General features: G+C 63.0%; 11 protein-coding genes. 6 read left to right on the forward strand and 5 right to left on the reverse strand.

Annotated elements, in window-relative coordinates; translation table 11 throughout:
* From NT26_RS00820 to NT26_RS00830, 3 genes are all read left to right on the forward strand, one after another.
* On the forward strand, positions 1-2,073 hold the full coding sequence (locus NT26_RS00820) for an acetate--CoA ligase family protein (RefSeq protein ID WP_052636871.1): 2,073 nt from the start codon (positions 1-3) through the stop codon (positions 2,071-2,073).
* On the forward strand, positions 2,070-4,136 hold the full coding sequence (locus NT26_RS00825) for a 3-hydroxyacyl-CoA dehydrogenase NAD-binding domain-containing protein (RefSeq protein WP_052636873.1): 2,067 nt from the start codon (positions 2,070-2,072) through the stop codon (positions 4,134-4,136). The genes NT26_RS00820 and NT26_RS00825 overlap by 4 nt, the downstream gene beginning before the upstream one ends.
* A gap of 156 nt (positions 4,137-4,292) precedes the next feature.
* The gene (locus tag NT26_RS00830) at positions 4,293-6,383 is read left to right on the forward strand and encodes an acetate--CoA ligase family protein (protein WP_052636875.1); all 2,091 of its coding nucleotides are present in this window, start codon (positions 4,293-4,295) and stop codon (positions 6,381-6,383) included.
* A 67-nt stretch (positions 6,384-6,450) separates the two neighbouring features.
* On the opposite strand, the gene NT26_RS00835 is transcribed toward NT26_RS00830, so the two are convergent.
* Positions 6,451-6,864 (reverse strand): PaaI family thioesterase, encoded by a 414-nt coding sequence (locus NT26_RS00835; protein WP_052636877.1) that lies wholly within the window; start codon positions 6,862-6,864, stop codon positions 6,451-6,453.
* Between the two features lie 164 nt (positions 6,865-7,028).
* Here NT26_RS00835 and NT26_RS00840 point away from each other — a divergent pair, with 164 nt between their 5' ends.
* From NT26_RS00840 to NT26_RS00850, 3 genes are all read left to right on the forward strand, one after another.
* Entirely contained in the window at positions 7,029-7,478 is a 450-nt protein-coding gene (locus NT26_RS00840) for a tripartite tricarboxylate transporter TctB family protein (protein WP_052636879.1), read from the forward strand.
* The gene (locus tag NT26_RS00845; protein WP_052636881.1) at positions 7,478-8,998 is read left to right on the forward strand and encodes a tripartite tricarboxylate transporter permease; all 1,521 of its coding nucleotides are present in this window, start codon (positions 7,478-7,480) and stop codon (positions 8,996-8,998) included. The genes NT26_RS00840 and NT26_RS00845 overlap by 1 nt, the downstream gene beginning before the upstream one ends.
* A 76-nt stretch (positions 8,999-9,074) precedes the next feature.
* Positions 9,075-10,028, forward strand: coding sequence for a Bug family tripartite tricarboxylate transporter substrate binding protein (locus NT26_RS00850; protein WP_052636883.1), 954 nt, complete (start codon positions 9,075-9,077; stop codon positions 10,026-10,028).
* An 89-nt stretch (positions 10,029-10,117) separates the two neighbouring features.
* On the opposite strand, the gene NT26_RS00855 is transcribed toward NT26_RS00850, so the two are convergent.
* Genes NT26_RS00855 through NT26_RS00870 form a run of 4 tightly spaced genes read right to left on the reverse strand, consistent with a single transcriptional unit; the run spans position 10,118 to position 13,588 of the window.
* Positions 10,118-10,669 (reverse strand): carboxymuconolactone decarboxylase family protein, encoded by a 552-nt coding sequence (locus NT26_RS00855; protein ID WP_052636885.1) that lies wholly within the window; start codon positions 10,667-10,669, stop codon positions 10,118-10,120.
* A 9-nt stretch (positions 10,670-10,678) separates the two neighbouring features.
* Positions 10,679-11,677 (reverse strand): D-2-hydroxyacid dehydrogenase family protein, encoded by a 999-nt coding sequence (locus tag NT26_RS00860; RefSeq protein WP_052636886.1) that lies wholly within the window; start codon positions 11,675-11,677, stop codon positions 10,679-10,681.
* Positions 11,674-12,744, reverse strand: coding sequence for an AbrB family transcriptional regulator (locus NT26_RS00865; RefSeq protein WP_052636888.1), 1,071 nt, complete (start codon positions 12,742-12,744; stop codon positions 11,674-11,676). The genes NT26_RS00860 and NT26_RS00865 overlap by 4 nt, the downstream gene beginning before the upstream one ends.
* A 46-nt stretch (positions 12,745-12,790) precedes the next feature.
* A complete protein-coding gene (locus tag NT26_RS00870; protein WP_052636890.1) occupies positions 12,791-13,588 on the reverse strand; it encodes an SDR family NAD(P)-dependent oxidoreductase in 798 nt (265 codons plus the stop codon).
* Between the last annotated feature and the right edge of the window lie 35 nt (positions 13,589-13,623).

The raw sequence follows: 13,623 nt of genomic DNA on the forward strand, positions 1-13,623 counted from the left end.
ATGACTTTGAGTTCCGCTGCGCTGCTCAGGCCGCAATCCCTTGCCTTGATCGGCGTGTCCGACGATCCGTCGAAGACAGCAGGCCGCCCGCTGCAGTTTCTGCGGCGCGCCGGCTTCGACGGGGAGATCTTCGTCGTTAATCCGCGGCGCGAGACCGTCCAGGGAGAGAAGGCCTACAAATCACTGGCGGATCTGCCGAAACGGCCCGACCATGCCTTCATCCTCACGGATGCGGAAAAGGCATTGGATGCTCTCGAGGAATGCGAGCGTCTCGGTGTTCCGGTCGCGACGATGTTGTCCAGCGGCTTCGCCGAGGCAGGCGAAAGAGGCCTCGCCAATCAGGCGCGTCTCGAGGCCATTCTCGCCCGCGGAACCATTCGGCTGGTCGGACCCTCGAGCATAGGCGTCGTCAATCTTCATAACGGCCTGACCCTGACGGCCAATGCGGCCTTCGCGGAGCCGGACCTCCCGAAGGGCGGGATATTCGTTGGATCCCACAGCGGCAGCCTGATCGGTGCGCTCGTGTCGCGCGGCAAACGCAAGGGCATCGGCTTTGCCGGCCTCGTTTCAGTGGGTGCAGAGACCGATCTTTCGATCGGCGAGATCTGTCTGGCAACCCTCGATGACCCGCAGATCACCAGCTACATGCTGTTCATTGAGACGCTTCGCCATGCGGACAAGCTGCAGGAATTCGCGCTGGAGGCGGCCAAGCGCGGCAAGCCCGTCGCGGCTTTCAAGCTCGGTCGTTCGGAAGAGGCGGCCGAACTTGCCGTCTCCCATACCGGCTCGCTTGCGGGCGCCGATGAAGTTGCGGACATCTTTCTCGCCGAGCTCGGCATAGCCCGGGTTGAATCGTTCGAGGGGCTGCTGGAAGTCATGCCGCTCCTGCAGCAGGTGCCTGCCTCTCTTGACGGCCCCCGCAGGGGCAGGGTCGGAGTGGTGACGACCACGGGCGGCGGCGCGGCCATGGCAGTCGACCAGATGGCGCTTCGCGGAGTCGATGTGGTGCCGGCCAGCGAAGAGACCCGTGCGCGCCTGCGGGAAAAGGGGATCGAACCGGGCGAGGGACGCATCATCGACCTGACGCTTGCCGGGACGCGCTATGATGTGATGAAGGCGACGCTGGACATCCTTCGAAGCGCTCCGGAATTCGACCTCGTGCTGGCGACGGCCGGCTCATCTGCCCGCTTCAACCCGGAGCTGGTCGTGCAGCCTGCTGTAGATGCTGCCCGCGAGCCGGGACATCCGCTGGCGGTATTTCTTGTCCCCGACGCGCCTGACGCCGCACGTCTTCTCGCGAAGGCGGGCGTACCGGCATTCCAGGACCCGGAGACATGCGGGGACGCCATCGCGGCAGCCCTGCATCGCCGCGCGCCCACCCGTTCAACGCCACTCGACAGCTCGGCCTTCATCGGCGAGACCACAGTCCTGGACGAGGTCTCCTGCTACCGGCTGCTCGAGCACCACGGCCTGACCAGCGCCCCCCATATCGTGCTGAAGGTGGGGGACCCTGTTCCGCCACTGCCATTCGCCTATCCGGTCGTCGCCAAGGTTCTCGACAGCCGGATCGCCCACAAGACCGATGCCGGTGGGGTGGTGCTGCACATTGCCGATGCCGCTCAACTGGCCGAAGCCATGCAGGCGATCGTGTCGCGTGTGGAAGAGAATACCGGGATCAAGGCGTCCGAGATCCTGGTGCAACAGATGACACGCGGCATCGGTGAGGTCCTGGTCGGCTTTCGTCGCGATCCGCAGGTAGGCCCGCTCGTGGTGCTTGCTGCCGGCGGTATCTTCACCGAGTTCTACCGCGACAGCACCATGCGACTTGCGCCCGTCGACCGCGCGGCAGCGATGGAAATGATCCAGGAAATCAAGGCCAGCCGCATTCTGGACGGCTACCGCGGAGGTCCCAAGGGCGATCTGGATGCACTTGCCGACGCCATCGTCTCCGTGTCCCGGCTCGCCACCGAAACGGCTCCGCGCGTCGAGGAGTTCGAGATCAACCCGCTCCTGGTCCTGCCGCGTGGCAAGGGAGTACGCGCCATCGATGGACTGGGAAGGATTGCACCATGAGCGGGACTGTCCATCTGGAACGGGATGACGACATTGCCGTCCTCATCATCGACAATCCGCCGGTGAATGCCGGTTCGTCGGATGTCCGCAAGGCGCTGCTGGCCCGGATTGCCGAGGCGGAAGCCGATACGACCCTTGTCGGTGTCGTCCTTATCGGAGCGGGGAAGAGCTTCATCGCCGGCTCCGACCTGCGCGAGTTCAACCTGCCGCTCGAGCCGCCGCAACTGCCTCAGGTCATCGAAGCGATCGAAGGGTCCTCCAAACCCTATGTCGCGGCATTGCATGGTGCCGCGCTCGGCGGTGGCTATGAACTCGCTCTTGGCTGCGATGCCCGCATCGCCGCGCCGGAAACGGTCGTCGGCCTTCCGGAGTGTACGCTTGGAATCATTCCGGGCGCCGGAGGCACGCAGAAGCTCCCCCGGCTTGTCGGCAAGGCCAAGGCCATCAGCCTGATCTGCACCGGCGCCAGGGTGTCTTCTCCGGAAGCGTTGCTGCTAGGAATGATCGATGCCGTCGCGGACCTTGACCTGTGCGAAGAGGCGGTGGCGCTTGCCCGCAGCCTTGCGGGCCGAAAGCAGCGGGTGATCGAGCTGCCCGTACCGGAAGAAAAGCCGGAGGATATCGAAGCTGCCACTTCCAAGGCCTTGGCAGCCGGGCGCAACCGGTCGCACATACAGGCAGCTATACGTCATGTGATGGCAGCCGGTACGGTCGGTGCTCGCGAGGGCCTGGCGGCAGAGCGCGCGGAGTTCCAGCAACTGCGTGTCGCGTCCGAGGCGAAGGCTTTGCGGCACATCTTCTTCGCCGAACGTGAGGCAACGCGTGGAAACCTGCCAGCGGGCGTGAAAGGCCGACGCTTCGAAAGCTTCGGGATCGTCGGTGCCGGAACGATGGGCGCCGATATCGCGACAGCGACGCTGCAGCGCGGCTTTCCCACCGTCCTCGTCGACAGCAATAAGGAGGCTCTGGCCCGTGCGAAGGCGCGGATCACCGCTGCCATCGACAAGGGCGTCACCTCCGGCAAGCTCTCCGCCGACGCCGGCGACAGGGCAAAGGCCAACCTTGTGCTTGCCTCGGAACTGCAGTCGCTGGAAGACTGTGACGTGCTGATCGAGGCCGTCTTCGAGGATCTGGAGACCAAGAGAAGCGTCTTTGCAAAACTCGATACCATCGCCAGACCCTGCGCGCTCCTGGCGACGAATACATCCTATCTCGACATCGACGGTATCGCTGCCGCCACCACGCGTCCGAAGGATGTGATCGGCCTGCATTTCTTCAGCCCGGCCCATATCATGAAGCTCCTGGAGGTTGTTGCGGGAGCGGAGAGTTCCCATGAGGCGGTCGCCACCGGCCTCGCCATCGCGAAGTCGCTCGGCAAGCAGGCTGTCCAGGCCTCGAACGGCTTCGGCTTCATCGGCAACCGCATCTATGCCGCCTACCGCGCGGCCTGCGAATTCATGCTGGAGGATGGAGCGCTCCCGCATGAGGTTGATGAAGCCCTGAAGGATTTCGGATTTGCCATGGGACCGTTCGCGGTCGCCGACATGTCGGGACTCGACATTGCCTGGCGGATGCGCCAGCAGCAGGCTGCCACACGCGACCCGGCCGCGCGCTACGTGGCAATTCCGGACCGGCTGTGCGAGATGGAGCGCCTCGGACGCAAGACAGGTGCGGGTTATTACGACTACGACGATAAGGGCCGTCCGCAGCGGTCCGCGGTGGTGGAAGATGTCATCGTCATGGCTTCGGACGCAAAGGGCATCGCACGCCGTTCGCTCGATGCCCGCGAGATCCAGCGCCGCGCCATGGCCGCTATCGTCAACGAGGCGGGACTGGTGCTGGAAGAGGAGATTGCGGCGAGGGCGAGCGACATCGATGTCGTCCTCGTGAATGGCTACGGCTTTCCGCGCTGGCTTGGCGGCCCGCTTTACTGGGCCGCACAGCAGGACCTGGAGGAACTCGCGTCAGACTGCGCAGCATCGGCCGCGGCGGCCGGGCCTTCCAAGAGGCGGGCGGATCTGGATGCCTTGTTCGGCTCCGGTCTTCCAAACAGCACCGCCTAGGTCGTCCTTCGGGCTGCGATGAGCAGTCATGCCAAACCCATCGTCGGGACGGTAGGTCAATTAGTCAGTTGTCCTGCCGGCCTCCAGCAAACAGATTGCCGCGACAGTTGCGGGGAGGCGCTACACCGCTCCTCCTCCTGAAGTGGGGAGAACCGAATGTCCGACAATGCCATCGATCGCGCCAGCGCGTTGCGCGCTCTCTTTCGTCCGTCCAGCGTTGCCGTGGTTGGTGCATCGGCCGACCCGACCAAGACGGGCGGGCGACCGGTCAACTACCTGATCAAGCATGGCTTCGAGGGGAGCATCTACCCGATCAATCCGAAGGTGGAGGAGATTTCCGGCCTCAAATGCTACGCCTCGGTGGCGGATCTTCCGGAGGCACCCGACGCGGCGATCGTGCTGCTCGGCGCCGAACGGGCGCATGTCGCCGTGCGGCAGCTCGCCGAGCGGGGCACAAAGCTCGCGATCGTGCTCGCCAGCGGGTTCAGCGAAGCGGGCGAGGCTGGAAGGGCACGCCAGGAGGAACTGCTTCGTGCTGCCGGGACGATGCGCATTCTCGGGCCGAACACGATCGGCGCCATGGACCTTGCCCGAAACATCGTGCTTTCCGCCAGTGGCGCGCTCGAGGTCAGCGACCTGCCGGTCGGTGGCATCTCCGTCGCTTCCCAGAGCGGCGGCATCCTTGGGGCTCTGCTCTCCCGCGGGGCTGCCCGCGGAATAGGCTTCAGCAAGCTGGCGACGACCGGAAACGAGGTCGACGTCGATCTCGCCGATCTCATCGATTACTACGCCGATGACGACGATACCCAGGTCATCGTTGGCTATATCGAGGGTATCCGTTCCGTCGAGAAGTTCAGGCTTGCGGCCGAGAAGGCACGCCGTGCGGGCAAGCCCGTGGTCGTGTTCAAGGTGGGTCGATCGGATTCGGGCGCACGCGCCGCCGTGTCCCATACCGGCGCCATGGCGGGCGAAGATCGAGTTTACGATATGCTGTTCAGGCAGTGCGGCATCATTCGTGCCGACAGGTTCGCAGACCTTCTCGATGTGCCGGCCATGCTGGCAACGGGACGCAAGATGAAGGGTCGCCGGGTGGCCGTCCTGACCTCGACGGGCGGGGCGGGGAGCCTGGTTGCCGATAGCTGTGGGATCGGCGGACTGGATGTGCCGCTTCTGGATGATGCAACGGCCAATGGTCTTGCTGCAATCTTGCAGGCGCCGGAACCGATGACGGCAAACCCGGTCGACGTGACGCTCGCGGGTGTGAAGCCGGACGTGATGACGGCATCAACCGAGATGCTCCTGAACTCGCAGAGCGTGGACGGCGTGGTGGTGATTGTCGGTTCATCCGCGCTCGCCCAGCCCGAAATTGCGGTTGGTGCCATCAAGAACGGTGCAGCACGAAGCACAAAGCCGCTCATCGCCTATGTGAGCCCCTATGCGCCCCACATCGTCAAGGAGCTAAACAGGCAGGGCATTCCCGCCTATACGGATCCGGAGACCTGCGCCGTGGCCTTGCGTGCGGCCTTGCCTGTTTCTGCCGTTGAGTCAGCGCTTCGAATATCCGATGTCCCGGGTGCTCCGGACTGGCTGACACCCGGCACGCTCAACGAGGCCAGGTCGCGCGCGCTCTTCGACCACTACGGCCTGTCGGGTACCGACCAGCGCATCGTCCAGACCGCCTCGGAAGCCACGGCTGCCGCAACGGAACTCGGTGGGCGGGTCGTGCTGAAGGTCCTTTCGTCGCAGATCGCTCACAAGTCGGATGTGGGGGGCGTGAAGGTCGGCCTGGACGATACCACGATCGGGCCTGCGGTGGAGCAGATGACGCGCCATTTGGCAGACCAGAAACTTCCCAAGCCTGAGGGGTTCCTCGTGCAGAAGATGCTGTCCGGAGGCGTCGAGGTTATCCTCGGCCTGCGACGAGACCCTCAGCTCGGTCCCCTTATCCTGCTCGGGGCAGGCGGTGTGTTTGCGGAGCTCGCGGATGATTCTGCGATCCGACTCCTGCCGATTGCGGAGACAGATGCCCGCGATATGGTCTCGGACCTTCGCCTCTCACGCATCCTGAATGGCTATCGCGGCGGCAAGGAGTATGATGTGGAGGCCCTCGTGGCGGCAATAATGGCGCTCGCCCGCATGGGAGAAAGCCTCGGTGAACGGTTGCTCGAGGCGGAAATCAATCCGCTGTTCGTAATGCCCAAGGGGGAGGGCGTTGCCGCGGCAGACGCACTCGTGGTCCTGGGATAGACGGGGATGGATTGCGGCGGGAACCGAGGCACGAATTGCCCGTCCCGCCGTCCAAGCTGACTTCCTGTCAGGTAGTCCTGCGCGCGAGACGCCAGACACCTTGCGCCTGTACGATCGGCTGATCCTCGCAAAGGACCGTGCCCTCGATGAACGACATCCGGGGGGTCAGCTTGACGATCCGTGGGGATATGGTCGCAAACTTGCCGAGGGGAAGCGGAGCGACGAACTGGTGGCTGAGAGAAACGGTCGCTGCCTTGTCAGATCCGCTTGCCAAGCGTGAATGAAGGCCGAAAGCGCGGTCGACAAAGGACATGATCATCCCTCCGTGAACGACGCCATTGCGGTTGGCATGCATCTCGCGGGTAATAAACCCGTAGTGTTCGCCCCTCTGATCGGTCAACCGCCAGTAGCCGCCGATGTGGCCAATGAATCCGTCGGCCGGATCGAAGACCCAGCCATTGCGCGTGAGAAAATCTTCCATGGTGAAGTTCATCGCGCAACCGAAGGGCCTTGGCAATCGTCGCAGCCGGGCATCCCACTCTGACCTTTTGTTATGGATGCATGCTTTATTGAAGGTTGATGTCCGGGAAGTTTGTCTGGAGTATCGGTGACGCTAACGCGCATGGACTTAAGGGAGGAGAATGCATGCCTAGTATCGACTACCGCGATGCGGTAGGAGGCGCATTGCTCGTGGCGCTGGGAGCCACCTTCACAGCCTATTCCTGGATGCACTATCCTCTCGGCACCGTCACGCGCATGGGCGCAGGCATGGTTCCTTTCAGCCTTGGCGTGATCCTTGCCGTCTTCGGCGGAATGATCGTGTTCGCCAGCCTGTCACGTGAAGGAACGTTCCCGCAGATAAGAGTGGCTACACCGCTGGTGGTCCTCGGCAGCGTCGTTCTCTTCGCCGTCGTCATCAAGCCGTTCGGCCTTCTGTCTGCTGCATTCCTGGCGACATTCGTGGCCGCTTTTGCCGACCTGTCGTTCCGTCCTCTTCGCAATGCCGCGCTCGCGGCCGGCCTTAGCGCCGTCGCCTATCTGATCTTCTCGCTCGGGCTGCAGCTGCCCCTTCCTCTCTTTGCGTGGCCCTTCTGATGAATATGTTCTCCAACATCGCGCTCGGCCTTGAAACGGCGCTGACCCCGGTCAACATCCTCTACTGTTTCATCGGCGTTTTCCTCGGGACGTTCATCGGCGTATTGCCGGGGATCGGTGCGCTTGCAGCTATCTCGATGCTGTTTCCGATCACCTATCATCTGGAACCGACCACGGCCCTTATCATGCTGGCGGGGATCTATTACGGCACCGCCTATGGCGGCAGCACGGCGTCGATCCTGCTCAACATTCCCGGAACGTCCTCCAGCGTTGTGACCTGCCTGGACGGATATCCGATGGCACAGCAGGGTCGTGCCGGCGTTGCTCTGGCAATGACGGCTCTCGGCTCGTTCTTCGGTGGCGTCTTCGGCATCCTGGTCCTCAGCCTGTTTTCCCCGCTGATCTCCGGTTATGCGCTGTCCTTCGGTCCGGCGGAATATTTCACGCTGATGGTCCTGGGGCTGATCGCCGCTTCTGCAATAACCGAGGGCTCGGCCGCCAAGGGGCTTGCCATGGTCGTCCTCGGCATTCTTCTGGCGACGGTAGGCATGGATCCACAGAGCGGGACGCCACGCTTTACGTTCGGCACGCTCGACCTGATGGACGGCCTCGGCTTGAGCGCACTTGCCATGGGATTGTTCGGCATCTCCGAGGTTATCTCGTCGATCCGCACCAAGAATGACGAGGCAGCCCCCGCAAGCGCCCGCTCCGTCACCATGCGATCGTTGATCCCGAACAGGGACGACATTCGTCGGAGCTGGATGCCGATGCTGCGCAGTTCCACGATCGGTTCCTTCTTTGGTGCGCTGCCCGGTACGGGCCCATCGATCGCCTCTTTCGTCTCCTATGCGGTGGAGAAGCGGGTTTCCAAGACGCCCGAGCGCTTCGGCAAGGGAGCAGTCGAGGGGGTCGTCGCACCGGAAACCGCAAACAACGCAGCCGATCAGACGGCATTCATCCCGACGCTGTCCTTGGGCATTCCCGGCAGCGCCACGATGGCCCTGATGATCGGCGCGATGATGGTTCACGGCATCCATCCCGGCCCGAAGATGATGACCGACCAGCCCACGCTGTTCTGGGGCCTGGTGATGAGTTTCTGGGTCGGCAACGTCCTGCTCATCATCCTGAACCTGCCCCTGATCGGTCTTTGGGTTCGGCTTCTGACGGTGCCTTACCACCTGCTCTTCCCGGCCATCGTGATGTTCATCGCGATCGGAGCCTACTCCGTCCGCTACAGCGCATTCGACGTGCTGACCGTCGCGGGTTTCGGAGCGCTTGGTTACGTGATGCGCATCTTCGCCTTTCCGGCGGCGCCACTCTTGCTGGGCTTCGTTCTCGGGCCGTTGATCGAGCAGCATTTCCGGCGAGCCATGGTTCTGGCGCGGGGGGACCTGATGGCGATCGTGGAGCGTCCGATCAGCGGTGTCTTCGTCGTCATCAGCGTCCTTCTCCTGGGGTGGAGCCTTTGGTCCACGTTCCGCGAGGCGGGAAAGAGAAAGCTGCTGGAAAGCGAAAACTGAGTTTCACCGGGAGCGGCGTTAGGTGCCACCGCTGACGGGTCATCAATCAAGAGCACTGAAAGACGGAGGAGAAACCATGAAGATCTTTGCAGCAGCCGCTCTGGCATTCGCCGCAGCGACGGGAACTGTCGTCGCGCAGGACTTCCCGAACAAGCCGGTCACCATCATCATTCCCTATAGCGGCGGCGGCTCGACCGACCTCATGGCCCGCTCGCTCGCAACCGAGCTTCAGGAGATGTGGGGGCAGCCGGTCGTCGTGGAAAACCGCGCCGGTGCGGGCTCGATGATCGGCACGGCCTATCTGTCCCAGCAGCAGCCGGACGGTTACACACTCCTCGTGAACACGGCCGCGCATTCGACGGCGCCTGCCGTTCAAAAGGATCTGCCGTTCGATCCCAGGAACGACATCACCCCGATCGGCATGGTGGCGACCAGCCCCTATGTGGCGGTCAGCGGCGCTAACGTGAAGTCGGAGGGCTTCGACCAATTCGTGGCAGAGGCCAAGGAGCGGCCGATGTTCTTCGCAACCGCCGGCGTCGGCAGCTCCAGCCATTTCTCTGCCGAACTGCTGATCCAGCAGGCCGGTATCCCGGCTGACGTCGTCCACTATTCCGGCGGCGGCGAAGCCCAGGTCAACCTGATGGGCGGACATGCCGACGTCTACATCAGCACGACCGCGTCGGTCATGCCCTATGTCAACAACGGTCAGGTGAAGGCTCTGGTCGTGCTGGCACCGGAGCGTTTCGAACTTCTGCCGGACGTTCAGTCCAGCGGGGAGAATGGTGTCAAGGGCATCGAGATCGACGGCTGGCTTGGGCTGTTCGGCCCCGGCGGCATGGATCCTGCCCTGGTCGAGAAGCTCAACGCAGACATGAACAAGGCCATCTCCACCGATCGTTTCAAGAAGGTCCTGGAAGAGAACTTTGTCGTGGCCGGCAAGACGACCGCAGCCGAGTTCAAAGAACAGGTGGAGAAGGAGATGGATCTCTGGGCGGGCCTTGCCAAGGAGCGGAATATCGTCGCCCAGTAACGGTCTAATGATCCGGCTCCGGCCGGATCATCTTCCGCGACATGGTGAGTGAGGTCGGATGCCGGCACCTTCGGGCGCCGGCATCTTTGTTATCGCGTGGTGAGTTCGTAGGTTTCCCCGTCCGGGAGGGACACGTCAAACGCATTGAGGGTCATGGATATCAGGGTGTAGTAGCCGCACAGGCCGACCAGATCGACCAGCCGTTCGGCGCCCAGCACGTCCGTCCCCTTCGCGTAGAGCTCGTCGGGGATCCTGCGCTCCCGGGAAAGTGCAAAGACCACATCGTGCACGACCGCTTCCTCGCGATCTGCGAAGGAGGGCCGCTCACCCGCCTTCAGTGCCTCCACGATCTCTGGAGCAAGCCCTGCCTTGAGCGCGATGGGCTTGTGCGCCCACCATTCAAATTCCGCCTGCCACACGCACGCCATACACAGGATGGCGAGTTCCGACAGCTTGGGGTCGAGGGACGAACCGTAGCGGCAATAGGCGCCAAGCGCCTGTGCGGCTTCTGCCAGTTCAGGCCGATGCAGCCAGATGGCGAGCGGACCGCGAACCCGGCCACGTGGACCGGAGGCGATGATGTCGTGGACACGCTTCTGCTCTGCAGTGAGATGGTTCGGGTCGGGTGGCCCAAGGCGCATGCTGACCTCCTATTGCTGTTCTGCGAGCCGGATCGGCTGACCGTCCAGCCAGCTCTCCAGGTTCTCGACGGTCTGGCGATAAAATGCCTCGAAGGTCTCTCGCACCGAATAGCCGAGATGCGGTGTGACCAGAGCATTGGGCAAGGTCCGAATCGGGTGATCTGCCGGCAGCGGCTCCTGATCGTAGACGTCGATCCCGGCTCCCCTGATCTGTCCGTTGCGGAGAGCGTCCAGGAGAGCCTGCTCGTCCACCAGCGGACCCCGCGCCGTATTGATCAGGATTGAATCGGGCTTCATCTGCGTCAGGTCCTGCCCGCCAATGATGCCGCGGGTGGTAGGGCCGAGCACGAGGTGCAGCGATACCACGTCCGCCGTTGCCAGCAGTTCCTGCTTGCCGAGATAGGTGGCGCCTGCTTCGGCGGCCCGCTCCGGTGTCAAGTTCGGGCTCCACGCAACCGCCTCCATGCCGAAGGCCTTGGCGATGTGAGCCATTCGGGCCCCAAGCTTGCCGAGACCGACGATGCCGATGGTTTTTCCCCACAGCGCATTGCCGAGCCGCGTCTGCCATGCACCTTGGCGCATGGCGGCGCTCTCCTCCGGAATGAAACGCATCAGGCCCAGGATCAGGCCCCAGGCGAGCTCCGCCGTTGCGTAAACGCCGCTTCCGCTCCCGGTAGTGGTCATGACGGCGATACCGAGCTCTCGTGCCCTACCGTGGTCGAGGGTCCTGTTCCGAAGACCAGTCGCTGCGATTGCCTTGAGGTTCGGCAGTTGAGAAAGCAGTTCTCCAGAAAACGCGGTGCGTTCGCGCAGAAGGCAAATCGCATCATACTCCCGCAGTTGCTCTATTCCAGCCTCGCCCTTGCCTATCGGCTCATGAAGGAAATCGACGTCCGCTCTCGCCTCGATCTTTTCCCAGGACGCCAGTTTGTGCGCCACACCCATGTAATCGTCGAGAACCGCGATGCGGGGCCGGCGATCGGTCGGTAGCGGACGAAACTCTGTCATGACATGTCTCCTCGTGCGGAATTGCTTCGCTTCTCGTACCTGTTGATCAGGGCCACGATCCAGGGGATGTTCGGCATGAACAGGAATATCCGTGTCAGGTGGAATGCAGTGACGATCGTCACGTCTTGATGCAGATATTTCGCAGTCAGCGCCATCTCGACCACGCCACCCGGTGCTGCGCCGAGAATGACGAGCCGCCAGTCCATCCCCGAAAGATAACTCATCGCCAGCGCAATTGCGGCGCACAGGCCGATCAGGACCAGGACGGCAAGAACGCAGGCCAGCGTCAGCCTGCCTGCCGAGGTGATGATCTCACGACGGAATGCCGAGCCGAGCCATGATCCGAGCACGATCTGTGCAGCCGAAAGGATGATCGCCGGAAACGGCGAGATTCCATTGCCCGTGGCTGCAAGCAGGGCTGTGAGGGCGAGCGGTCCCAGGAAGTTGGGGTTGGGAATGCGCAACAGGCGGAAGAGCCACATCCCGCCGAAGCCGATTGCACCAAGCAGGCCGATCTCCAACGGGTCGAACGTAACGGACCCATTGACCATCATGCCGCGGCCTTCCGGCCATCCCTCCACGGCGTACATCGCGAAGGGGACGAGGACGACGACCGCTGAAAGCCGAAGCGTCTGTGAAAAGATGACCGGCATCGGATCCACCTTGCTCTCCACCGCCATCGCGGCCGCCTCGACCGGGCTCGTGGGCACGGCTGAGAGGAAAGCCTGGGCGAAGGTGAGCCCGCTTGCGCGTGCGAAGATGGCGGCGACTGCGAAGATGCAGAAGAGGCTTGCGACGGCCGTCCCGATGATGACTGGTGCATGGAGGAAGAGCTTGTCGAGCGCCGAGGGGGTGAAGGTCAGTCCGACCTGGCAGGCGACGATCACCTGGCCGAATGGTCGGATCTGGTTGGGGACCCGCACGACCAGCAACTGGCTGATGGCAAGGAAGGCCGTCAGGACCAGCGGGCCGATCATCCACGGTAGCGGCGATCCAAGCCATTGGAAGATAGCGCCGGACGCCGCTGCGAGCAGAAGCAGGAGGCAGAGCTTCGCCAGCGGCTTCACTCGCAAAGAGATCGTACCCCCTCTAGGTCTCACGTGCTTTCGGCGGTCAGTCACAACGCGCCGACATCCCACCGTCGACCACCAGTTCCGTACCGGTCACGAAACGGGCATCGTCTGAGGCGAGGAAGAGCGCTGCATTTGCCGTATCGCGGCCATCTCCCATGAAGGGCAGCGGGATCCTGCTCTGCCTCTGCGCAAGCAACGCGCTGACATCACCGCCGGCGCGCTGAGTTGCGAGGCGCGCTTCAACCATCGGGGTGTGCATCTGGCCGGGTACCACCGTGTTCACGCGGACGTTGAATGGCGCATATTCGACGGCAGTGACCCGCGATAATTGTATGACCCCTGCCTTCGCCGCCGCATAGGCGACCTGTGCAGCGCCGGTCCAGCGAATTCCGGACGTGGACGCTGTATTGACGATGGAGCCGCTTTCCTGAGCCTTCATGATGGGCAGCACATGCTTGCACATGAGAAAGACGCTGGTGAGATTGTAGTTGAGCTGCTTGAGCCACAGCTCCTCGCTCATCTCGACAGCACCGCCCTTGGCTGATCCGCCGACATTGTTCACAAGCACGTCCACCCTGCCATATCGGGACATGACGTCCTCGACCATGCCTGCGATGGAAGAACTGTCGGTGACGTCACAGTGCGTGAGATGAAATGCGCCGCCAATGTCCCGCAGCATTCGTGCGGTCTCTTCCATTGCGTCCGTGTTGATGTCCGTGCCGACGACGGTGGCGCCTTCCTTGGCGAACAGGACTGCCGCAGCTCTCCCATTGCCCCATCCCGGTGCGACGCATCCCGCACCCGTAATGATGGCCACCTTGCCTTCAAGCCTCCGCATCCTGCCCCTCCCGGCGTTTCGCCTGTCGTCAGGGT

This window comes from Pseudorhizobium banfieldiae (assembly GCF_000967425.1).
Classification (GTDB): domain Bacteria; phylum Pseudomonadota; class Alphaproteobacteria; order Rhizobiales; family Rhizobiaceae; genus Neorhizobium; species Neorhizobium banfieldiae.